This window comes from Streptomyces poriferorum (assembly GCF_019399235.1).
Lineage (GTDB): Bacteria > Actinomycetota > Actinomycetes > Streptomycetales > Streptomycetaceae > Streptomyces > Streptomyces poriferorum.
This window is the reverse complement of the sequence record NZ_JAELVH010000173.1, coordinates 1-20,967: the sequence shown is the minus strand read 5'-3', so window position 1 is coordinate 20,967 and position 20,967 is coordinate 1. Positions and strand designations below refer to the sequence as shown.

Annotated in this window: 17 protein-coding genes; 13 read left to right on the top strand and 4 right to left on the bottom strand. The window is 72.1% G+C overall.

Annotated features, from left to right (window positions below):
- Nucleotides 1-17 precede the first annotated feature (17 nt).
- Nucleotides 18-845 carry an ABC transporter ATP-binding protein gene (locus tag JGS39_RS26410; protein WP_219572081.1) on the top strand — a complete coding sequence of 276 codons (828 nt, stop codon included), beginning with the start codon at nucleotides 18-20 and terminating at the stop codon, nucleotides 843-845.
- A gap of 67 nt (nucleotides 846-912) precedes the next feature.
- Here JGS39_RS26410 and JGS39_RS26405 read toward each other — a convergent pair whose 3' ends face one another.
- Nucleotides 913-1,260 (bottom strand): SCP2 sterol-binding domain-containing protein, encoded by a 348-nt coding sequence (locus tag JGS39_RS26405; RefSeq protein WP_219572080.1) that lies wholly within the window; start codon nucleotides 1,258-1,260, stop codon nucleotides 913-915.
- A 43-nt stretch (nucleotides 1,261-1,303) separates the two neighbouring features.
- On the opposite strand from JGS39_RS26405, the gene JGS39_RS26400 reads away from it, so the two are divergent.
- From JGS39_RS26400 to JGS39_RS26380, 5 genes are all read left to right on the top strand, one after another.
- Complete coding sequence (locus JGS39_RS26400; RefSeq protein WP_219572079.1) at nucleotides 1,304-1,633, top strand: hypothetical protein; 330 nt, start codon at nucleotides 1,304-1,306, stop codon at nucleotides 1,631-1,633.
- A gap of 7 nt (nucleotides 1,634-1,640) precedes the next feature.
- On the top strand, nucleotides 1,641-2,456 hold the full coding sequence (locus JGS39_RS26395) for a TlyA family RNA methyltransferase (protein ID WP_219572078.1): 816 nt from the start codon (nucleotides 1,641-1,643) through the stop codon (nucleotides 2,454-2,456).
- Nucleotides 2,453-3,358 carry an NAD kinase gene (locus JGS39_RS26390; protein WP_219572077.1) on the top strand — a complete coding sequence of 302 codons (906 nt, stop codon included), beginning with the start codon at nucleotides 2,453-2,455 and terminating at the stop codon, nucleotides 3,356-3,358. The genes JGS39_RS26395 and JGS39_RS26390 overlap by 4 nt, the downstream gene beginning before the upstream one ends.
- A gap of 81 nt (nucleotides 3,359-3,439) precedes the next feature.
- Nucleotides 3,440-5,185: a DNA repair protein RecN gene (gene recN, locus JGS39_RS26385; RefSeq protein WP_219572076.1), complete on the top strand. Its 1,746-nt coding sequence runs from the start codon at nucleotides 3,440-3,442 to the stop codon at nucleotides 5,183-5,185.
- Between the two features lie 343 nt (nucleotides 5,186-5,528).
- Nucleotides 5,529-6,626, top strand: a complete 1,098-nt coding sequence (locus JGS39_RS26380) for a glycosyltransferase family 4 protein (RefSeq protein WP_219572075.1) — start codon at nucleotides 5,529-5,531, stop codon at nucleotides 6,624-6,626.
- 9 nt (nucleotides 6,627-6,635) lie between these two features.
- Here the strand turns inward: JGS39_RS26380 and JGS39_RS26375 are convergent, their stop codons facing one another.
- Nucleotides 6,636-7,913 carry a PucR family transcriptional regulator gene (locus JGS39_RS26375; RefSeq protein ID WP_219572074.1) on the bottom strand — a complete coding sequence of 426 codons (1,278 nt, stop codon included), beginning with the start codon at nucleotides 7,911-7,913 and terminating at the stop codon, nucleotides 6,636-6,638.
- 178 nt (nucleotides 7,914-8,091) lie between these two features.
- Between JGS39_RS26375 and JGS39_RS26370 the strand changes: the two genes are divergently transcribed.
- Nucleotides 8,092-9,018, top strand: a complete 927-nt coding sequence (locus JGS39_RS26370) for a sulfurtransferase (RefSeq protein WP_219572073.1) — start codon at nucleotides 8,092-8,094, stop codon at nucleotides 9,016-9,018.
- A gap of 84 nt (nucleotides 9,019-9,102) precedes the next feature.
- Here the strand turns inward: JGS39_RS26370 and JGS39_RS26365 are convergent, their stop codons facing one another.
- Both JGS39_RS26365 and JGS39_RS26360 read right to left on the bottom strand, forming a co-directional pair.
- Nucleotides 9,103-10,227, bottom strand: coding sequence for an MFS transporter (locus JGS39_RS26365; RefSeq protein WP_219572090.1), 1,125 nt, complete (start codon nucleotides 10,225-10,227; stop codon nucleotides 9,103-9,105).
- Between the two features lie 304 nt (nucleotides 10,228-10,531).
- On the bottom strand, nucleotides 10,532-12,334 hold the full coding sequence (locus tag JGS39_RS26360; RefSeq protein ID WP_219572089.1) for a glycoside hydrolase family 15 protein: 1,803 nt from the start codon (nucleotides 12,332-12,334) through the stop codon (nucleotides 10,532-10,534).
- A 405-nt stretch (nucleotides 12,335-12,739) separates the two neighbouring features.
- Between JGS39_RS26360 and pyrG the strand changes: the two genes are divergently transcribed.
- The 6 genes from pyrG (at nucleotide 12,740) to JGS39_RS26330 (ending at nucleotide 20,781) form a co-directional block, all read left to right on the top strand.
- On the top strand, nucleotides 12,740-14,401 hold the full coding sequence (gene pyrG, locus JGS39_RS26355) for a CTP synthase (protein WP_148016028.1): 1,662 nt from the start codon (nucleotides 12,740-12,742) through the stop codon (nucleotides 14,399-14,401).
- An 88-nt stretch (nucleotides 14,402-14,489) separates the two neighbouring features.
- Nucleotides 14,490-15,116: an NUDIX domain-containing protein gene (locus tag JGS39_RS26350; RefSeq protein ID WP_219572072.1), complete on the top strand. Its 627-nt coding sequence runs from the start codon at nucleotides 14,490-14,492 to the stop codon at nucleotides 15,114-15,116.
- 262 nt (nucleotides 15,117-15,378) lie between these two features.
- Entirely contained in the window at nucleotides 15,379-17,442 is a 2,064-nt protein-coding gene (locus JGS39_RS26345; RefSeq protein ID WP_219572071.1) for a tetratricopeptide repeat protein, read from the top strand.
- Between the two features lie 143 nt (nucleotides 17,443-17,585).
- The gene (gene ald, locus JGS39_RS26340; RefSeq protein ID WP_219572088.1) at nucleotides 17,586-18,701 is read left to right on the top strand and encodes an alanine dehydrogenase; all 1,116 of its coding nucleotides are present in this window, start codon (nucleotides 17,586-17,588) and stop codon (nucleotides 18,699-18,701) included.
- 368 nt (nucleotides 18,702-19,069) lie between these two features.
- Nucleotides 19,070-20,188, top strand: a complete 1,119-nt coding sequence (locus tag JGS39_RS26335) for a ParA family protein (RefSeq protein WP_148016031.1) — start codon at nucleotides 19,070-19,072, stop codon at nucleotides 20,186-20,188.
- A complete protein-coding gene (locus JGS39_RS26330) occupies nucleotides 20,185-20,781 on the top strand; it encodes a hypothetical protein (RefSeq protein WP_219572087.1) in 597 nt (198 codons plus the stop codon). The genes JGS39_RS26335 and JGS39_RS26330 overlap by 4 nt, the downstream gene beginning before the upstream one ends.
- The last annotated feature ends 186 nt before the right edge of the window (nucleotides 20,782-20,967 follow it).

The following is a 20,967-nucleotide window of genomic DNA, read 5'->3' as shown; positions in this document are numbered from 1 at the left end:
ACCTCCGGAGTACGACCATGCAGCGCCTCACCGCCGAATCGGTGACCCTCGGCTACGACCAGCGGGTCATCGCGGAGAACCTCTCGGTCGAGATCCCCGACCACTCGTTCACCGTGATCGTCGGCCCCAACGCCTGCGGGAAGTCGACATTGCTGCGGGCGCTCTCCCGGATGCTGAAGCCGGCCCGCGGCCGGGTGCTGCTGGACGGGGAGACGATCCACAGCCTGCCCGCGAAGAAGGTCGCCAGGACGCTGGGCCTGCTGCCCCAGTCCTCCATCGCACCGGAGGGCATCACGGTCGCGGATCTCGTCGCCCGGGGCCGCTACCCGCACCAGGGCCTGCTGCGGCAGTGGTCACCCGAGGACGAACGCATTGTCGAGGAATCGATGGCGTCGACCGGGATCGGAGCGCTGGGTGATCGCTATGTCGACGAATTGTCCGGCGGTCAGCGTCAGCGGGTCTGGATCGCGATGGCACTGGCGCAGCAGACGCCGCTGCTGCTGCTCGACGAGCCGACGACGTACCTCGACATCCAGCACCAGATCGACGTGCTCGACCTGTGCGCGGAACTGCACGAGACGCAGGGGCGCACCCTGGTGGCGGTCCTGCACGATCTGAACCATGCCGCGCGGTACGCCACCCACCTCATCGCCATGCGGGAGGGCGAGATCATCGCGGAGGGCGCGCCCGGGGAAATCGTCACCGCGGAGCTCGTGGAGCGGGTGTTCGGGCTCCGGTGCCAGGTGATCCCCGATCCGGAGACGGGGACGCCGCTGGTGATTCCCGCCGCGCGGAAGCGCGGTGCGCGCGTCGCGGGGGCGGTGCCGGTGGCCGGGGGCGCGTGACCTGCGGCCACGCCCCGTCCTCAAGCACCGGACGGGCCCCGTGCGGCCGCCCGGCCCGACGGGGCGGCTACAGCAGCGATCTCAGCTTCAGCAGGTCGCGGAAGCCCGCCTCCAGGCGGACCCGGCCCGAGCCCCATGCCTTGGCGAAGTTCAGCTCGCCGTCCACCATCGCCACGAGATCGTCCCCGGTCATCGCGAGCCGGATCTCCGCCTTCTCCCGGGGCGGTCCCTCGACCGTGTCCAGGACCCGGATCCGGCCGTCGGCGAGACGTCCGGTGAACGTCATGCCGAGGTCCTTGATGTGGCAGCTGAGCGAACGGTCCAGCGCCGCCGCGCCGCGCACATCGCCGTCGGCCCCCGCGAGGTTGTCGGAAAGTCTGTCGAGTGCGCTGCGGCACTCCTCCATGGTCGCCATCGTGACCGACGGTACCGCAGCCCTTCGAGGTAGCGTTTCCCGCATGAGCGACTCGATGCCGGAGCCCGACACGGCCGCCGGAACCGCGCCCGGGGAGATCCCGCAGGACGTGCCGCAGGAGCCGCCCCCCGCGGTGTCGCACGAGCCTGCCGGCCCGGCACCGCTCGGTGTCGTACGCACGCCCACGGGGAACGCCGACGTGGACGCGCACCTGGAGCGTCTGGCCGATGCGGACCACCTCCCGGCGGACGGACACATCGAGGTGTACGAGGATGTACACCGTGGCCTGCGCGAGGAGCTGACCGCACTCGACGCCAGGTCCGCACCCGTACCGACGCCCCCGTACGACAACCCGTCCAACAACAGGAGCTGAACCGAACGTGGCAGGAGTGGCCCGTCGCCGCCTCGACGCCGAGCTGGTACGCCGAAAGCTCGCCCGCTCACGCGAGCACGCGAGCCAGCTGATCGCCGCAGGACGGGTGACCGTCGGCGGCAACACAGCGACCAAACCGGCCACCCAGGTCGAGACGAGCGCCGCCGTCGTCGTCACCAAGGACGACAGCGACCCCGAGTACGTCTCGCGCGGCGGCCACAAGCTGGCGGGCGCCCTCGCCGCCTTCGTGCCCCTCGGGCTGAAGGTGGAGGGCCGGCGGGCCCTGGACGCCGGGGCGTCGACCGGTGGTTTCACCGATGTGCTGCTGCGCGCCGGAGCGTCCCGTGTCCTCGCCGTGGACGTCGGCTACGGGCAGCTCGCATGGTCGCTCCAGTCCGATGAACGCGTCACCGTCAAGGACCGTACAAACGTGCGGGAACTGACCCTCGAGGCGATCGACGGCGAGGCGGTGGACCTGGTGGTGGGTGATCTTTCGTTCATCCCGCTCGGTCTCGTGCTGCCCGCCCTGGCGCGCTGCGCCGCCCCCGACGCGGACCTGGTCCTGATGGTCAAGCCGCAGTTCGAGGTCGGCAAGGAGCGCCTCGGCAGCGGCGGTGTGGTGCGCAGCCCCGAGCTGCGCGCCGAAGCGGTACGGGAGGTGGCCCGCCGTGCGTGGGCGCTGGGCCTGGGGGTCCGGGGCGTGACGGCCAGCCCGTTGCCCGGACCGTCGGGGAACGTCGAGTACTTTCTGTGGCTGCGGGCCGGAGCACCGGAGCTGGATCCCGCAGATGTCGACCGTGCAGTGGCGGAGGGGCCTCGTTGACGACGAATGCGGCACGAACAGTATTTCTCTTGGCGCACACCGGCCGGCCGGCCGCGATCCGCAGTGCCGAGCTCGTCGTCCAGGGGCTGCTCCGCAGCGGCCTGGGTGTGCGGGTCCTGGCGATGGAAGCGGCCGACCTGCCGCTGCCGTCGTCCGTCGAGACCGTCACCGACGCCTCGCCCGAGGCGGTGAACGGGTGTGAGCTCCTGATCGTGCTCGGCGGCGACGGGACGCTGCTGCGGGGCGCGGAGCTCTCGCGCGCCTCGGGCGTCCCGATGCTCGGCGTCAACCTCGGGCGGGTCGGCTTCCTCGCCGAGGCCGAGCGCGACGATCTCGACAAGGTCGTCGACCGGGTCGTCACCCGGGCGTACACCGTCGAGGAGCGCATGACGATCGATGTCCTCGTGCACAGCAACGGCGACATCGTCCACACCGACTGGGCTCTCAACGAGGCGGCCGTGCAGAAGGTGTCGCCCGAGCGGATGCTGGAGGTCGTGCTGGAGATCGACGGCCGGCCGGTGACCGGGTTCGGCTGCGACGGCATCGTGTGCGCGACGCCGACCGGCTCGACCGCGTACGCCTTCTCGGCCGGCGGGCCCGTCGTCTGGCCCGAGGTCGAGGCGCTCCTGATGGTCCCGATCAGCGCCCACGCGCTGTTCGCCAAGCCGCTGGTGACCTCGCCGACCTCGGTGCTCGCCGTCGAGGTCCAGCCGCACACCCCGCACGGGGTCCTGTGGTGCGACGGGCGCAGAACCGTGGAACTGCCCGCAGGCGCCCGCGTCGAGGTGCGGCGCGGTGCCGTGCCCGTACGGCTCGCGCGGCTGCACCAGGCGTCGTTCACGGACCGGCTGGTGGCCAAGTTCGCGCTGCCGGTGTCGGGGTGGCGGGGCGCACCGCACTGACCCCGGCGGGTTCCCGTACCCGTGGATCCGGCGCCTCGACCGCGGCCCGTGTGCACGCGGGCCGGGAAACCTCGTATGGTCATGTGCGTGTTGGAGGAGATGCGGATACGGTCGCTCGGAGTCATCGACGACGCGGTGGTGGAGCTGTCACCCGGTTTCACCGCGGTGACCGGTGAGACCGGCGCGGGCAAGACCATGGTCGTCACCAGCCTGGGGCTGCTGCTCGGCGGACGCGCCGATCCCGCCCTGGTGCGGATCGGTGCCAAGGCCGCTGTCGTCGAGGGCCGGATCACGGTGGCCGAGGGCGACGCCGCGGCGTTGCGGGCCGAGGAGGCCGGGGCCGAGATCGAGGACGGTGCGCTGCTCATCAGCCGTACCGTTTCCGCGGAGGGGCGCTCCCGGGCCCATCTCGGCGGCAGATCCGTGCCGGTCGGAGTGCTGGCCGAACTCGCCGACGAACTCGTCGCCGTGCACGGCCAGACCGACCAGCAGGGGCTGCTCAAGCCGGCCCGGCAACGGCAGGCCCTGGACCGGTACGCGGGCGACGGCGTCGCCGTGCCCCACACCAAGTACGCGGCGGCCTACCGGCGGCTGCGCGAGGTCGCGGGTGAGCTCGACGAGCTGACCACGCGCGCCCGAGAGCGGGCCCAGGAAGCCGATCTGCTGCGCTTCGGGCTGAACGAGATCGCCGCGGTCGAACCGCTGCCCGGCGAGGACACCGAGCTCGCCGCCGAGGCGCAGCGCCTCGGACATGCCGACGCGCTCGCCTCCGCCGCCGCGCTCGCGCACACCGCGCTGGCGGGCAATCCCGAGGACCAGGAGGCCGTCGACGCGACCACCGTCGTCGCGGCCGCCCGGCAGGCCCTGGACGGGGTACGCGCCCACGATCCGGCGCTCGCCGCGCTCGCCGACCGGGTCGGTGAGATCTCCATCCTGCTCGCCGACGTCGCGGGCGAACTGTCCGGGTACGCGGACCAGCTGGACTCCGATCCGCTGCGGCTCGCCGCGGTCGAGGAGCGGCGGGCCGCGCTCACCGGTCTCACCCGCAAGTACGGCGTGGACATCGCCGCCGTCCTGGCCTGGGCCGAGGACGGGGTGGCCCGGCTGACCGAGCTGGAGGGCGACGACGACCGCATCGGCGAGCTGACCGCGGAGCGGGACGCGCTGCGCGCCGAACTCTCCGGCCTCGGCCAGGCGTTGACCGACGCCCGTACGGAGGCTGCCGCGCTCTTCGCCGAAGCGGTGACCGCGGAACTGGCCTCCCTCGCCATGCCGCACGCCCGCGTCTCCTTCGACATCCGGCAGACCGAGGCGGCGGACGAGGCCTCCGGCATCGAGATCGGCGGCCGCAACGTGGCCTACGGGCCGTCCGGCGCCGACGAGGTCGAACTCCTGCTGGCCCCGCACCCCGGCGCCCAGCCCCGCCCGATCGCCAAGGGCGCGTCGGGCGGTGAGCTGTCCCGGGTGATGCTCGCCGTCGAGGTGGTCTTCGCCGGCTCCGACCCCGTACCCACCTATCTCTTCGACGAGGTCGACGCGGGTGTCGGCGGCAAGGCGGCCGTCGAGGTCGGCCGCCGGCTCGCCAAGCTCGCCAGGTCGGCCCAGGTCGTGGTCGTCACCCACCTGCCCCAGGTGGCGGCGTTCGCCGACCGTCAGCTGCTGGTCGAGAAGACCGTGGACGGCTCGGTGACCAGGAGCGGTGTCACGGTCCTGGAGGGCGAGGACCGGGTACGGGAGCTGTCGCGGATGCTCGCGGGCCAGGAGGACTCCGAGACGGCCCGGGCGCACGCGGAGGAACTGCTGGCCACGGCGCGGGCGGACGGATAGGCGTTCCGCGTCACGACGCGGACCTGCGGGCTGGCGCTCCGTGTCATGACACGGGCCGGACGGGCTGGCGCTCCGTGTCATGGCGCGGGCCGGCGGGCTGGCGTTCCGCGTCATGGTGCGGGCCGGACGGACAGGCGCTCAGCACGGGCGGGATCCCGGCGTCCTGACTTCCACTGAATTCACCCGTGCGGGTGGTGCGCCGCGCCCGGTTTGTCGCGGTGCGCACCGGCGTACGGGTTCGGTCGTGCCGGAACGTGCGTACGGACTGGCATCCTTGGCGGTGTACGTACGGCCGCGGGTGAGGCCGTCACGCCCGAATCGGGAGCCCCGGGAGCCATTCAACGTGTCACAGCTGCGTACGGTCCAAGTGCTGGGCGGCGGCAGTGCGGGCAGCAGCGCCCATGTCGGATCGCTGGCTGCCGGACTTGTCGCGCGGGGCGTGCAGGTCACCGTCTGTGCTCCGGCCGGACTGGACCGTTCCTACGAATTCTCAGCCACGGGCGCCCGGTTCGCGCCCGTGCCGCGGCGCAGTGACCCCGCCGCCGTCGCCGCGCTGCGGGCCGCCTGCGCGGGTGCCGACGTCGTGCACGCGCACGGACTGCACGCTGCCGTGCGGGCCGCCCTGGCGCTCGGCGGCCGGCAGGTACCGCTGGTCGTCACCTGGCACACCAGGACCCACGCCGAGGGCGCGCGCCGCCGGCTGGTGCACCTGCTGGAGCGGAGAGCCGCCCGCGCGGCGTCGGTGGTGCTCGGCGCGTCGTCGGACCTGGTCGACCGGGCCCGGCGCCGGGGTGCGCGAGACGCCCGCCTCGCGCCCGTCGCCGTTCCCGTACCGCCGCTTCCCGAGCCGGCGCCCGACGGAAAGGTGCGCGCCGAACTCGGGGCGGTGGAGCGGCCCTTGATCATGGCGGTGGGCAGCCTCGTACCGCATCACGGGTACGGCACGCTGCTCGACGCGGCACGGATGTGGCGGCGGCTCGATCCCGTACCCCTGCTGGTCGTCGCGGGCGAAGGACGGGAGCGGGCCGCGCTGCGGCGTCGGATCAAGGCCGAGGACCTGCCCGTCTCGCTGATCGGCAGCCGCACCGACATTCCCGAACTCCTGGCCGCCGCCGACCTGGTCGTGATGTCCAGTCGCTGGGAGGCGCGGTCGCTGCTGGCCCAGGAGGCGTTGCGGATCGGTGTGCCGCTGGTCGCCACCGCGGTGGGCGGCGTACCCGAACTCGTGGGCGACGCGGCGGAACTCGTGCCGTACGCGAACGCGGAGGCGCTGGCCCGGGCCGTGGCGCGCCTGCTCGGCGATCCGGCGGAACGGGACCGGCTGGCGGCCGCCGGCCTCCGGCAGGCTGCGAGTTGGCCGACCGAGGACGACACGATCGCCCAAGTGCTCAGCGTGTACGACGAGTTGGCTCAGCCGCTGGCGGCTTCCCGTACTCGCTGAGGGTGCCGGTCACGTCGCGTGGCGGCGGGCGCGCAGAGCCAGGCTCAGCGCCAGGACGGCCTGTGGGTCGTCGAGATCGGTGCCGAGCAGTTCACCGATGCGGGCCAGCCGGTTGTACAGCGTCTGACGGTTCAGATGCAGCTCACGTGCCGTCTCCGCCTTGCGGCCCGCATGGGCCAGATAGGTCTCCAGCGTGGGCAGCAGCGGCACCCGGCCCTCCACCGGCCGCACGCCGAGCAGCACCGGCACGCCGACCGAGGACAGCTCCTCCAGCACCGCGCGCGCCAGCAGGGCCCAGTTGCCGGAGGGGGAGAGCTCCGGAGCCAGCCGCATAACCACCGGCAGCAGCGGCATCTCGCCCGGCCTGAAGCCCAGCACGCGGGCCTGCGCCGGCGCGTCCTCGGGGGCGATCCGGCCCTCCGCGAGATCGGTGAGGAAGTCGCCCCGGCCGCGCGCCGCGAGCTCCTCCTCCTGACGGGCCTGCATCAGCACCACCGCGAGAATGCCCGCCGCCCGCTCCGCCGCCATCCGGTGCACCGGCACCAACGGCCCGTCCACCGCCAGCAGGACCAGCCTGGCCCGTACCGAACCGGTCCCCGGACCGCCGCCCGGCACATCCACGAGCACCGCGCCGACGGGCGGCGACTCGCGGGCCGCACGGTCGCCGCGCATCCCGTCCCACACCTGCAGCGGATCGGCGGAGACCGGGCCCGACTCGGTGCCCGCCGCGTACAGCAGCTGGCCGTCCGCCGTCTCCAGGAAGACCGGATTGGCCGTGAAATCCGCCAGGATGCCGAGCACCTGGGGCACCCCGCCGCCACCGAGCAGCGCCTGGGTGCAGCGTCGGTGGACCTCCTCGGCCTGCTGGAGGAGCGCGTAGTGACCGTTGACGATCTCGGTGTGGATCTCCTCCGTCACCGTCACGAACGGCACCTCGCGGTGCAACTGGACCAGGGGCAGCCCGGCCGCGCGGGCGGCGTCCACGATCGACGACGGCAACCTGCTGAAGCGCGGACCGAGCTCCACCACGAGGGCGGCGATGCCGCGGTCGGCGAGCCGGCGGACGAAGGCGCGCTGCTCGGCGGGGCGGGTGCCGAGCCCCAGACCGGTGGTGAGGAGCAGCTCACCGCCCTTGAGTAGCGACGCGATGTTGGGGACCTCGCCCGCGTGCACCCAGCGCACGGTGCGGCCCAGCCGCTCGGCCCCGGTCACCACCTCGGGCAGTCCGCTGCGCAGCCCCGGCAGCTCGAGGGCACGCTGCACGGTGATGCCGCCTCGGGTCTCCACTGACTCTGGCCTCGCGCTTCACGTCGGTCGGACCGGGCGGCGGCACGGTCGCGGTCGCCCTGGTCAGGAAGGTACCGGCCCTGAGCTCCGGAGGCTTCGTCGGGGCGGTACGCCGTTGACAGGGCCGTCACCCGCTGCGATCTTGAGAATTCCGACACCGGGACGAGGGCGAGGAAGCATGGGCGACGAGGCGCCGGCCTACGGGGACCGGGCCGGTCACGGTTCTGGAGCGGGCCGCCCGGGCGGCCCGCCGCACGAGGACCCTCCGCCCGGCCCGCTCGTCGGCGCCGACTGGCTCGCCCGGCGGCTCGGGTCGCCGGGGCTGCTGGTCCTCGACGCCTCGGTCGGCGCGCACCGGGGGACCGCGGAGCGGATCGTGGGGGCGCGGCCGTTCGACCTCGACGGCGCGCTCTCCGACCACACGGGGCCGCTGCCGCACACCATGCCCGATGCCGGGCCGTTCACCGAGGAGCTGCGCTCCCTGGGCCTCCACGACGGCGACACGGTCGTGGTCTACGACGCGGTGGGCATCTACTCCAGCGCCCGGGCCTGGTGGATGCTCCGGGCGATGGGCTTCGACCGGGCCGCGGTGCTCGACGGGGGGCTGCCCGGCTGGGTGGCCGCCGGACTGCCGACGGAGAGCGGAGCGCCCGCGGCGCTCCCGGAGCGCGGTGACTTCACGGCTGTCCCGGGCGCGGGACTGCTCGTGGGCGCCGAGGAGGTGGCGGCCGCCCTCTCCGACCCGGCGTCCGCCGTATTCGACGCCCGGTCCCGGGAGCGCTTTCGCGGCAGTGCCCCCGAGCCGCGCGCGGGCCTGCGGGGCGGCCATATGCCGGGGGCGGTCAACCTGCCCTTCGGCGAGATCCAGCACGAGGGCCGGATGCGTCCGGCGGCGGAACTGCGGGCCGCGTTCACCGCTCTGGCGCAGGACCGGGAGCGGCTGCTCTTCAGCTGCGGATCGGGTGTCACCGCCTGTGTCCTGACGCTGGGCGCCACGCTGGCCGGGTACCGCGACCTGGCGGTGTACGACGGCTCCTGGAGTGAGTGGGGGCTGCCCTCGGGGAACCGCCCGGTCGTGACGGGCCCCGCGGCGGAGGCCTGCTGACGAAGGCACTGGGGCGTCGGTCGCGCACCGCACGCTGCCGGTGGACGACCCGCCGCAGTGGCCCCACGACGGCACCGCCGGCTCCTACCGGGCGGGCTCCGGCCTGCCGCGCAGCAGCCGCCCGCTGACCAGCACCACCCAGGCCCCGACGGTCAGCAGCCCGCCGGCGAGGAAGGTGCCCCGCACGCCGGCGAGCGGCAGGATCATTCCCCCGAGCGCGGCGCCGGCCGCGATACCGGCGTTGTACGAGCCCGAGTTCGCCGCTAGGGCCATGTCCGTGCGGCCCGGTGCGCAGTGCAGCATCGCGTTCTGGGTGGTCATGAACACCGGCCCGAGCGCACTGCCCATCAGCACCAGGAACACCACTGCCACCACCGGACGGGCACCGGCCGCGTACAGACCGAGCATGCCCACCGCCTGCGTGGCGACGGCAGCGGTCAGCGATGCCTGCGGAAAGCGGTCCAGGAGCGCTCCGGTGATGCTCACCCCGGCCAGACACGCGACACCGAAGGCCACGAGCAGGGCGCCGACCGCGCTCGGCGAGAACCCACTCACGCCTCCCAGGAACCTCACGACGTACGTGTATCCCGTGAACGCCCCGGTGGCGGACAGGACCACGGCCGCCAGCACCGTCGCGAACCGGCGGGCGTCGGGTCGGGTTCCGTAGGCGGCGTGTTCCTCTTCCGGACGCGATGTCGGAAGCAGAGCGGCGATCGTGACGAGAGAGACGAGCCCCGGACCCGCCAGGAGAGCGACCGGCACCTGCCAGCCGCTCTGACGGCCCATCCAGGTCCCGGCGGGAACACCGAGCACGAGAGCCAGCGAACCGGCGATGGAGAGCGCCCCGACCACTCGCCCGCGAACCGCGGGCGAGAACAGGCCCACCGCGGCCGGCCCCATCACGGCCCAGAACAGTGCCTGGGCGAGCGCGGTCAGCAGCCGCGCCGCGAGCAGCAGCCAGTACGAGTTCGTCAGCGCCGCGACCAGACTGGACACGACCAGCGCGGCCAGCAGTCCCGTGAGCACATGGCGTCGGGGCAGGGCCCGCACGGCGTGGGCGAGCGGCACGGACGAAACGGCCACCGTCACGCCGTAACCGGTGACCAGGAGACCGACAGCCGACAGGGACACCCGGAGGCTTTCGGAGATGAGTTCGAGGAGACCGATCGGCAGGTTCTCCGCCGTGTTGAAGGTGAACGCGGCCAGCATCAGGGCGATGAGCACCGCTGATCTGTGCCAGGGAGCCGGTCGCGTCGTGACCACACGGTCACTGCCCGGCCTCGCCCGTCGCTCCTGCTCCTCGGTACCGTCCACGGGAGTACCCCACCGGGCCGAACGGCTCCGCCGCAACCGAATTCAGCGTCCGGCCGGGAAGGCGGTGGCTCCGGGGGAGCTGTGCACTCACGGTCCGGCCGGGAAGGCGGTGGCTCCGGGGGAGCTGTGCACTCACCGTCCGGCCGGGAAAGCGGGGGCTCCCGGGGAGCTGTGCCGACCCGGCCGGATCCGCGGTGCCTCAGCCCACGTACGCCCCGCTCGCCGTCAGCCGCAGCGCCGTGTCGATCAGCGGCACGTGGCTGAACGCCTGCGGGAAGTTGCCCACCTGGCGCTGGAGCCGCGCGTCCCACTCCTCGGCCAGCAGGCCCAGGTCGTTGCGCAGGGACAGCAGACGCTCGAAGAGCTGGCGGGCCTCGTCGACCCGGCCGATCATCGCCAGGTCGTCCGCCAGCCAGAACGAGCACGCCAGGAACGCGCCCTCGTCGCCCTCCAGGCCGTCCACGCCCGCGTTCTCGCCCGAGGTGGGGTAGCGCAGCACGAAACCGTCCTCGGTGGACAGCTCGCGCTGGATCGCCTCGATGGTGCCGATGACCCGCTTGTCGTCGGGCGGCAGGAAGCCCATCTGCGGGATCAGCAGCAAGGAGGCGTCCAGCTCCTTCGACCCGTAGGACTGGGTGAAGGTGTTGCGCTCCTTGTCGTAGCCCCGCTCGCAGACGTCCCGGTGGATGTCGTCGCGCAGCTCGCGCCACTTCTCCAGCGGCCCGTCCGTGTCACCGGACTCGATCAGCTTGATCGTCCGGTCGACCGCGACCCAGGCCATCACCTTGGAGTGCACGAAGTGCCGGCGCGGACCGCGCACCTCCCAGATGCCCTCGTCCGGTTCGTCCCAGTGCTTCTCCAGATACTCGATCAGCTTGAGCTGGAGACCGGTCGCGTAGTCGTTGCGGGTCAGCCCCGTCATGTGTGCCAGGTGCAGGGCCTCGGTGACCTCGCCGTACACATCCAGCTGGAGCTGGCCCGCGGCGCCGTTGCCGACGCGGACCGGGCCGGAGTTCTCGTACCCGGGCAGCCACTCCAGCTCGGCCTCGCCCAGCTCACGCTCGCCCGCGATCCCGTACATGATCTGCAGGTTCTCGGGGTCGCCCGCCACGGCTCGCAGCAGCCACTCGCGCCAGGCGCGGGCCTCCTCGCGGTAGCCGGTGCGCAGCAGCGAGGAGAGGGTGATCGCGGCGTCGCGCAGCCAGGTGTAGCGGTAGTCCCAGTTGCGGGAACCGCCGATGTCCTCCGGCAGGGAGGTGGTCGGCGCGGCGACGATGCCGCCGGTCGGCGCGTACGTCAGGGCCTTCAGGGTGATCAGCGAGCGGACCACGGCCTCGCGGTAGGGGCCGTGGTACGTGCACTGATCCACCCAGTCGCGCCAGAAGTCCGAAGTGGCCTCCAGGGAGCCCTCCGGGTCCGGGAGCGCGGGCGGCTCGCGGTGCGAGGGCTGCCAGCTGATGGTGAACGCGATCCGGTCACCCGGGGCCACGGTGAAGTCCGAGTACGTCGTCAGGTTCTCGCCGTACGTCTCCGCGGGGGTGTCGTACCAGACCGAGTCGGGGCCCGCGACGGCGACCGTACGGCCGTCCACCTTGTGCACCCACGGGGTGACACGCCCGTAGCTGAACCGCATCCGCAGCTCCGAGCGCATCGGCACCCGGCCGCTGATTCCCTCCACGATCCGGATCAGCTGGGGCGCGCCGTCGCGCGGCGGCATGAAGTCGGTCACTCTGACCGTGCCGCGCGGCGTGTCCCATTCCGATTCCAGGATCAGTGAGTCCCCGCGATAGCGGCGACGGTCCGCCGACGGCGGTTCCGTGCCCTCCGCGCGGGCCGGTCCCAGGCGCCAGAAGCCGTGCTCCTCGGTGCCCAGCAGTCCCGCGAAGACGGCGTGTGAATCGAAGCGGGGAAGGCACAGCCAGTCGGCCGTGCCGTCCCGGCAGACCAGGGCGGCGGTCTGCATGTCTCCGATGAGTGCGTAATCCTCGATGCGCCCGGCCACGTGCATCTCCAGTCGAACGGCCATGTCGCCCCGTAGGGCGCTTACTGCGGGTAAAGAGGTCGTTGCAGGGGGTTGATGTGGGGGAACCTGCGAGCTCATACCTCGCCCGGAGCGAGTGTCCGAGCAGGATACGACGCACCCGGGTGATCCGCGCGACGCACTTGACAACAGAGGTGAGCCGAACGAGTGGGGTGTGAGGGACGTGCGGGGATCGCGTGACCCAGCTGTGCCGGGAGTGGCCGGAAGCAGGCTCCCCGCGTCGCTGTTACCCTGGTAGCCCGTGGACGGTGGTCGTCAGCGAGAGCAGACGAGGCCCCCGAACCGCAGCGACGGCACCTCCGGATTCTCCGGACGGGAACGCCGGTACGCACCTCACGATCGCGACCACGGGAGCCCCCTTTGGCTATGCAGCCCACATCCACGACGACCAAGCACATCTTCGTCACCGGGGGTGTCGCCTCTTCCCTCGGCAAGGGTCTGACTGCCTCCAGCCTCGGTGCCCTGCTCAAGGCGCGCGGCCTTCGGGTCACCATGCAGAAGCTCGACCCGTACCTTAACGTCGACCCGGGCACGATGAACCCGTTCCAGCACGGCGAGGTGTTCGTCACCAACGACGGCGCCGAGACCGACCTGGACATCGGCCACTACGAGCGCTTCCTGGACGTGGACCTCGACGGTTCCGCCAACGTCACCACCGGCCAGGTCTACTCGACGGTCATCGCCAAGGAGCGGCGCGGCGAGTACCTCGGTGACACCGTGCAGGTCATCCCGCACATCACCAACGAGATCAAGCACCGAATCCGCCGCATGGCCACCGACGACGTCGACGTCGTCATCACCGAGGTCGGCGGCACGGTCGGCGACATCGAGTCGCTGCCGTTCCTGGAGACCGTCCGCCAGGTCCGCCACGAGGTGGGCCGGGACAACGTCTTCGTCGTGCACATCTCGCTGCTGCCCTACATCGGCCCGTCCGGCGAGCTCAAGACCAAGCCCACCCAGCACTCGGTCGCCGCCCTGCGCAACATCGGTATCCAGCCGGACGCCATCGTGCTCCGTGCCGACCGTGACGTCCCGACCGCCATCAAGCGCAAGATCTCGCTGATGTGCGACGTCGACGAGGCCGCCGTGGTGGCCTGCCCCGACGCCAAGTCGATCTACGACATCCCCAAGGTGCTGCACTCCGAGGGTCTGGACGCCTACGTCGTGCGCAAGCTCGACCTGCCGTTCCGCGACGTCGACTGGACCACCTGGGGCGATCTGCTGGACCGCGTCCACAACCCCGACCACGAGGTCACCGTCGCCCTGGTCGGCAAGTACATCGACCTGCCCGACGCCTACCTCTCGGTCACCGAGGCCATCCGGGCCGGCGGCTTCGCCAACAAGGCCCGCGTCAAGGTCAAGTGGGTCGCCTCCGACGACTGCAAGACCCCGGCCGGTGCCAAGAAGCAGCTCGGCGACGTCGACGCCGTCTGCATCCCCGGCGGCTTCGGTGAGCGCGGTGTCATCGGCAAGGTCGGTGCCATCCAGTACGCCCGCGAGAACAAGGTGCCGCTCCTCGGCCTCTGCCTGGGCCTCCAGTGCATCGTGATCGAGGCGGCGCGCAACCTCGCCGAGATCCCCGACGCCAACTCCACCGAGTTCGACGCCGCCACCGCCCACCCGGTCATCTCGACGATGGAGGAGCAGCTGGCTTACGTCGAGGGCGCGGGCGACCTGGGCGGCACCATGCGCCTGGGCCTGTACCCGGCGAAGCTCGCCGAGGGCTCGCTGGTCCGTGAGGCCTACGACGACCAGCCGTACGTGGACGAGCGCCACCGTCACCGCTACGAGGTCAACAACTCCTACCGGGCCGAGCTGGAGAAGAAGGCCGGTCTGGTCTTCTCCGGCACCTCCCCGGACAACAAGCTCGTCGAGTACGTCGAGTACCCGCGCGAGGTCCACCCCTACCTGGTCGCCACCCAGGCGCACCCGGAGCTGCGCTCCCGCCCGACCCGCCCGCACCCGCTCTTCGCGGGCCTGGTGAAGGCGGCCGTCGCACGCAAGACGGGCGCCAAGCCGGTTAAGTAGCGGCATCCCCGCAGGCGTTACGGTTGACCGGGGTACGCATCCTTCGAGGACGCGTACCCCGGTCACTGTTTTTTGTGGGAGGACGTAGATGGGTTTCCAGGACACGCCCGAGGAATGGCCGGTCACCGCGACCGAGACTCCGTTCCGGGGCAACAAGACCAGCGTCCGCACCGACGACGTCGAGATGCCCGACGGCACGATCGCGCGCCGCGACTACCAGGTCCACCCCGGCTCGGTCGCCGTGCTCGCGCTCGACGACGAGGACCGCGTCCTCGTGCTGCGCCAGTACCGGCACCCGGTGCGCCACAAGCTGTGGGAGATTCCGGCCGGGCTCCTCGACGTCCCCGGCGAGAACCCGCTGCACGCCGCGCAGCGCGAGCTCTACGAGGAGGCGTACGTCAAGGCCGAGGACTGGCGGGTGCTGACCGACGTCTACACGACGCCCGGCGGCTGCGACGAAGCCGTACGCATCTTCCTCGCCCGGAACATCTCCGAGGCGGACGGGGAGCGCTTCGCCGTCTCCGAGGAGGAGGCCGACATGGAGCAGGCCCGGGTGCCGCTCCGGGAGCTGGTGCGGGGTGCCCTCGCCGGGGACCTGCACAACAACTGCCTCGTGGTGGGGGCGCTCGCGCTCGCGGCGGTGCTCGCGGGCGACGGGGCCGACTCGCTGCGTCCCGCGGAGGCGCCCTGGCCCGCCCGGCCGTTCGAGGCCTGAGGGCCTGTGAGGGCCTGTGCAGGCTTGAGGGCCTGACGGTGTGACGGCTTTAGGGCTTGACGGCCTGACGGGAACGTCGGGGGCGGGCCCTGGCGCGCTTCCCGGTACCTCTTGGCGTTCCCCCGGTCGGAAAAAATGCTGATCCGATCGGGGGACCTCCCCGCCGCGCTCCACCCGAATCGCCCACCCGCCTGAACTACGCTCGGAACGCCCTGACCGGAGTCCCGGCGGGCGACGCGTGCAGCGAAGTGGAGCGTGGCCCGTGACGGATCAGGCGGTGGACACCAGCGGCCCGGCCGAGGCAGCGGGGACCGAGGAGCCGGCCGCCGTCGAACCACCCCGATTCTTCGGCCGTGAGCGCGAGTTGAAGGAACTGCGGGCCGATATCGAACGGGCCGGACTGGACACCATGGCCGGTCGCAAGAGCGGCCGGGCCCGGGTCCTGCTGATCGCCGGGCGCCCGGGATCAGGCCGTACCGCACTGGCGGACGAACTCGCCCGCAGACTGCTCGCCGCGGGCGACTACCCCGACGGGATGATCCGCGTCCGGCTCACCGAGCCCGGCGGCAGCGCCGTCCCCGCCGAACGCGCCGCGCGCGAACTCCTGCGCGGGCTCGGCGTGGCCGGGCCGCCCGGCGCGGACGCGGACGAACTGTCCGAGATGGTCCGCGAGGCGCTCGCCGTACGCCGTGTGCTGCTGCTGCTCGACGACGCCCCCGACGCCGAACAGGTCGACCCGCTGCTGCCGGACAACCCGGACTGTCTCGTCATCGCCACCGCGCAGGGCCCGCTGACGGGGATCCCCGGCGTCCGGCCCTGCACCCTCGGCGGCCTGGACCCGGGCTCCGCCGTCGAACTGCTCGCCGCGGCGATCGGGCAGGTCAGGATCACCGTCGACCCGCTGACGGCCGAGACGCTGGCGGAGGAGTGCGGCGGGCAGCCCGCCGCACTCGTCATGATCGGGGGATGGCTGGCCACCCGTCCGACGGCCTCGGTCGCCGATGTCACCAAACAGCTGCGGGACCTGCCGGACGACACCGAGCAGTCCGCCGGGGCCCGCCCGCTGGCCCGTGCCTTCCGTCTGGTCCACGACTCCTTGCCGCCGACCGCCGCCCGGATACTGCGTCTGCTCTCCCTCGCCCCGGCCGGTCTCGCCGACGCCCACACCGCCTCGGCGCTCGCCGGCTGTTCCGTCTCGGCCGCCCGGACCACCCTCGACGACTTCGTGCGCCTGGGGCTGCTGCGCAGCGACGGGGCCGAGCAGCCGCAGTACGAGGTGCCGGGCTGCCTCGCGGCGCTGCTGCGGGCGCTGCTGGAGGACCGGGACCGCCCGGCCGAGATCCAGCTCGCGCAGGCCCGGATGCTGGAGCGCACCGTGCGCCTGCTCCAGTCCTGCCGCGCGGTCACCGAACCGGAGGGCTCCCCGTCCCGGCGCAAGCTCGCCGGGCTGCCGCGCTCCCTGCGGTTCCCCGGCCCCGAGGCGGCGGCCGCCTGGCTGCGGATCCGCAGGCCCGCACTGATCGCCTCCGCCCGGATCGCCGTCGAGGACGGCGAACTCGACACCCTGGCAAGGCGGTTGGTGGCCGCACTGGTACGGGCGCTGGCCGTGCACGAAGGCACCGAGGCGGCCGCGCCCGAGCTCTACGGGCTGCACGGCCTGGTGCTGGCGGTGGCGGAGCGGCGCGATCTGCCGCGGGAGCGGGCGGCCGCCCTCCTCAACCTCGCCGATCTGGACGCCGGCACCGGCCGTACCCGCGAGGCGCTGGCCCGCTACCGGGCGGCGCTGGACGCCGGACGGGCCGCGAAGGATCCGTACGCCACCGGCCGCGCCATGGAATCCGTGGGCGGCGCCTATGCGGAGCTGGGCGACTTCCACCGGGCCTCCGACTGGTACGGCCGGGCGCTCGCCCAGCGCCTCACCCAGGGCGAGCGTGCCGACGAGGCGAGGCTCTACGGGCGCCTCGGCACCGTCCACACCTATGCGGGGCGGTACGGCGAGGCGCTGCGGAACTGGCGGGCGGCGGCCGCCGGCTACCGCAGGCTCGGCGATCTGCCCGCCCATGCGCGGGCGCTCAGCGAGGTCGGCCGGGTCCAGGAGTACGCGGGCCGTCCGCAGGAGTCGCTGCAGACCTGCCGGGAGGCCGTGGAGTGGGCGCGGCAGGCCAAGGACCTGCGGCTGCAGGCCGCGCTGGAGATCCGGCTGGCCGACACCCTCGACCGCCTCGGAGACCCCGCAGCTGCGGGCCTGCACAGGGGTGCGGCCGAGAGATTGCTGGGCGAGGAGAGCGCAGCCTACGAAATCCGTAGTGCGACGACAGAAAATTAATGCTTTGTAAGGCTAGACAGCGAGAAGCCCTTCATTAGACTGGCTCTGCCGCGGGTGTTCGCGGTGTCTCCATTTACGCTGTGTCTATCCGGGTATGTATAGCTATGCCCGGATAACCCTCTGAGCCAAGGACCGTGATCGACGTGAAGGTCGGCATCCCCCGCGAAGTCAAGAACAACGAGTTCCGCGTGGCGATCACGCCTGCCGGTGTGCACGAGCTCGTCCGTCACGGCCACCAGGTCGTCGTCGAGGAGAACGCCGGGGCCGGCTCCTCCATCACGGACGAGGAGTACGTCGCCGCCGGGGCGCAGATCCTGCCCACCGCCGACGAGGTCTGGGCCACCGCGGACCTGCTGCTGAAGGTCAAGGAGCCGGTCGCCGAGGAGTACCACCGCCTCCGCAAGGACCAGACCCTCTTCACGTACCTGCACCTCGCCGCCTCCCGGGCGTGCACGGACGCGCTGCTGGAGTCCGGCACCACCGCCATCGCCTACGAGACCGTCGAGACCGGGAACCGCGCGCTGCCGCTGCTCGCCCCGATGTCCGAGGTCGCGGGCCGGCTGGCCCCGCAGGTCGGCGCGTACCACCTGATGCGTTCGGTCGGCGGCCGGGGCGTGCTGCCCGGCGGCGTCCCGGGCACCGCGGCCGGCAAGGCCGTCGTCATCGGCGGCGGTGTCTCCGGCTGGAACGCCACGCAGATCGCCGTCGGTCTCGGCTTCCACGTCACGCTGCTCGACAGGGACATCAACAAGCTCCGCGAGGCCGACAAGATCTTCGGCACCAAGGTGCAGACCGTCGTCTCCAACGCCTTCGAGCTGGAGAAGGCCGTCATCGAGGCCGACCTCGTCGTCGGTGCCGTGCTGATCCCCGGAGCGAAGGCCCCGAAGCTGGTCACCAACGAGCTCGTCGCCAAGATGAAGCCCGGAAGTGTACTTGTCGACATTGCAATTGATCAGGGTGGTTGCTTCGAGGACTCGCACCCGACGACGCATGCCGAGCCGACCTTCATGGTTCACGACTCGGTCTTCTACTGCGTCGCGAACATGCCGGGCGCGGTCCCGAACACCTCGACGTACGCCCTCACCAACGCGACGCTGCCCTACATCGTGGAGCTCGCGAACCGTGGCTGGGTCGAGGCGCTGCGCCGTGACGCCGCGCTCGCCAAGGGTCTCAACACCCATGACGGGCAGGTCGTTTACCGCGAGGTGGCCGAGGCGCACGGCCTCGACCACGTCGAACTGAGCACGCTTCTCGGCTGACGGGTCAACACCCTTCGTCAACCTCACGCGTCCGGCCGGACCTTGCCGAGCAAGGTCCGGCCGGACGCATGCCGGGCCTCCCCGGGGCCGCGCGCAACTCGTCTCGAACGTAACCCTTTAACCGATTCGTGCACCCGCGAAAAGTACGCCCGGGGGGCTGCGCGCCCTTGACAGCGGGGTGTTCGATTGCCGACACAACGGGCCGGGTCCGGCGGATTGTGTTGCTGCGGACCGGTGACACGCCATAGAGTCGCCAATCGTCGGCATGGTGCCACGCTGACCTATCGATAAGTTTCCTGGTCACGTCCAAGGAGGTAAGACGACTTGTGAATGAGTCGACATTTACTCCCGGGGGTGTTCATCCAGGGATGCCGGCGCGGGGCCAGAGCCCGAACGGGCTGGAGGCTGTCGGCTCCGTCGCTGTCCGCACCTTCGCCACCCACCAGCACATGACGACAGCCCCCCAGATGATGGACGGCCTACACGTGAACGCCATGGCCGGCAACGAGAGTGGCCGGGACACCGCCCACTTCGCCGACTTCGACGAAGCGCCCCAGGGGCACTTCTACGACCCAGACGCCGAGTACGAGCCCGATCCGGAGTACGCGGCCACCCTTGCGCCCGACGCCGCCCGGCAGCGCCGCGAGCGGATCGGCCCGACCGGTCGGCCCCTGCCCTACTTCCCGATCCCGGGCCCGCTGACCGATCACGGCCCCGCGAAGATCATCGCGATGTGCAACCAGAAGGGCGGCGTCGGCAAGACCACGTCGACCATCAACCTGGGAGCCGCGCTCGCGGAGTACGGCCGGCGCGTCCTGCTCGTCGACTTCGACCCGCAGGGAGCCCTCTCCGTCGGCCTCGGCGTCAACCCGATGGAGCTCGACCTCACCGTCTACAACCTGCTCATGGAGCGGGGCATGGCGGCCGACGAGGTCCTCCTGAAGACCGCCGTGCCCAACATGGATCTGCTGCCGAGCAACATCGACCTGTCGGCCGCCGAGGTCCAGCTGGTCAGCGAGGTCGCCCGCGAGTCCACGCTGCAGCGCGCCCTGAAGCCGCTGATGGCCGACTACGACTACATCGTGATCGACTGTCAGCCCTCGCTCGGCCTGCTCACCGTGAACGCGCTGACCGCCGCGCACAAGGTGATAGTGCCGCTCGAGTGCGAGTTCTTCGCGCTGCGCGGAGTGGCCCTGCTCACCGAGACCATCGAGAAGGTCCAGGAGCGGCTCAACCCGGACCTGGAGCTCGACGGCATCCTCGCCACCATGTACGACTCCCGTACGGTGCACAGCCGCGAGGTCCTCGCGCGCGTCGTCGAGGCCTTCGACGATCACGTCTACCACACGGTCATCGGGCGCACGGTCCGCTTCCCTGAGACCACGGTCGCCGGCGAGCCCATCACCACGTACGCCTCCAACTCGGTCGGTGCCGCCGCCTATCGCCAGCTCGCCAGGGAGGTGCTCGCCCGGTGTCACGCCGAGTGAGTCTGCCCGGGGCCGACGAACTGTTCCGTACCACCGGGGGGATGGGGCTGCAGTCCTCGTCCCCCGCGGAGCGGCGGCGCAAGGCGAACGGCGAGAACCGGGTACCGGCTCCGGCCGACGAGGCGGATTCCGGGGACGGCACGCCGGGGGAGGCCTCCGAAGCCTCCGAGGGCGCGGCTCCCTCGTCGCGGGAGGAGCACTCCGCGGCGGACACCGACGCCGGCGGCTCGCGCAGCCGCGGCGGCGAGAACGACCGCGTCGCGGTGGCCGCACAGGCAGGCCGCCGCCCGCAGCCGCCGTCCGCGCAGGAACCAGTGCCCGCCCCCGTCGTCCAGCAGCAGCGCAGACGAGGCGGCGGACGCGGCGCGAACCGGCGGCCCAGCGGCCGGGAGCGCCACGACGAGAAGATCACGGTCTACGTCTCCGCCGAAGAGCTGATGGACCTCGAACACGCGCGGCTCGTGCTGCGCGGCGAGCACGGCCTCGCCGTCGACCGCGGGCGGATCGTCCGTGAGGCCGTCGCCGTGGTGCTCGCGGACCTGGAGTCACGGGGCGACGCGAGCATCCTCGTCCGGCGGCTGCGCGGCCGCTGAGCGGTGCGGCGCCGGTAGCCTGCCCGCAGGGCGGCCGCCGGCCGAGCGGTGCGGCCCGTACCCTTACGGGCCGCCGCCCGCCGCCCGTGTCCCGTCGCACCCTGGATCTCCATGCCGACACCCGACCAGCCCGCCCGGCCCGCGGCCCAGGGGGCGGCGGGAGGCACGGGCGGGCTGGTCGGGTGT

What these genes read in the sequence shown, in the direction of transcription:
- JGS39_RS26410 (WP_219572081.1), top strand. Translation starts at nt 18, where the DNA reads ATGCAGCGCCTCACCGCCGAATCGGTGACCCTCGGCTACGACCAGCGG.
- JGS39_RS26405 (WP_219572080.1), bottom strand. Translation starts at nt 1,260, where the DNA reads ATGGCGACCATGGAGGAGTGCCGCAGCGCACTCGACAGACTTTCCGAC.
- JGS39_RS26400 (WP_219572079.1), top strand. Translation starts at nt 1,304, where the DNA reads ATGAGCGACTCGATGCCGGAGCCCGACACGGCCGCCGGAACCGCGCCC.
- recN (WP_219572076.1), top strand. Translation starts at nt 3,440, where the DNA reads ATGTGCGTGTTGGAGGAGATGCGGATACGGTCGCTCGGAGTCATCGAC.
- JGS39_RS26370 (WP_219572073.1), top strand. Translation starts at nt 8,092, where the DNA reads ATGGGCGACGAGGCGCCGGCCTACGGGGACCGGGCCGGTCACGGTTCT.
- JGS39_RS26365 (WP_219572090.1), bottom strand. Translation starts at nt 10,227, where the DNA reads ATGCTGGCCGCGTTCACCTTCAACACGGCGGAGAACCTGCCGATCGGT.
- pyrG (WP_148016028.1), top strand. Translation starts at nt 12,740, where the DNA reads ATGCAGCCCACATCCACGACGACCAAGCACATCTTCGTCACCGGGGGT.
- JGS39_RS26350 (WP_219572072.1), top strand. Translation starts at nt 14,490, where the DNA reads ATGGGTTTCCAGGACACGCCCGAGGAATGGCCGGTCACCGCGACCGAG.
- JGS39_RS26335 (WP_148016031.1), top strand. Translation starts at nt 19,070, where the DNA reads ATGCCGGCGCGGGGCCAGAGCCCGAACGGGCTGGAGGCTGTCGGCTCC.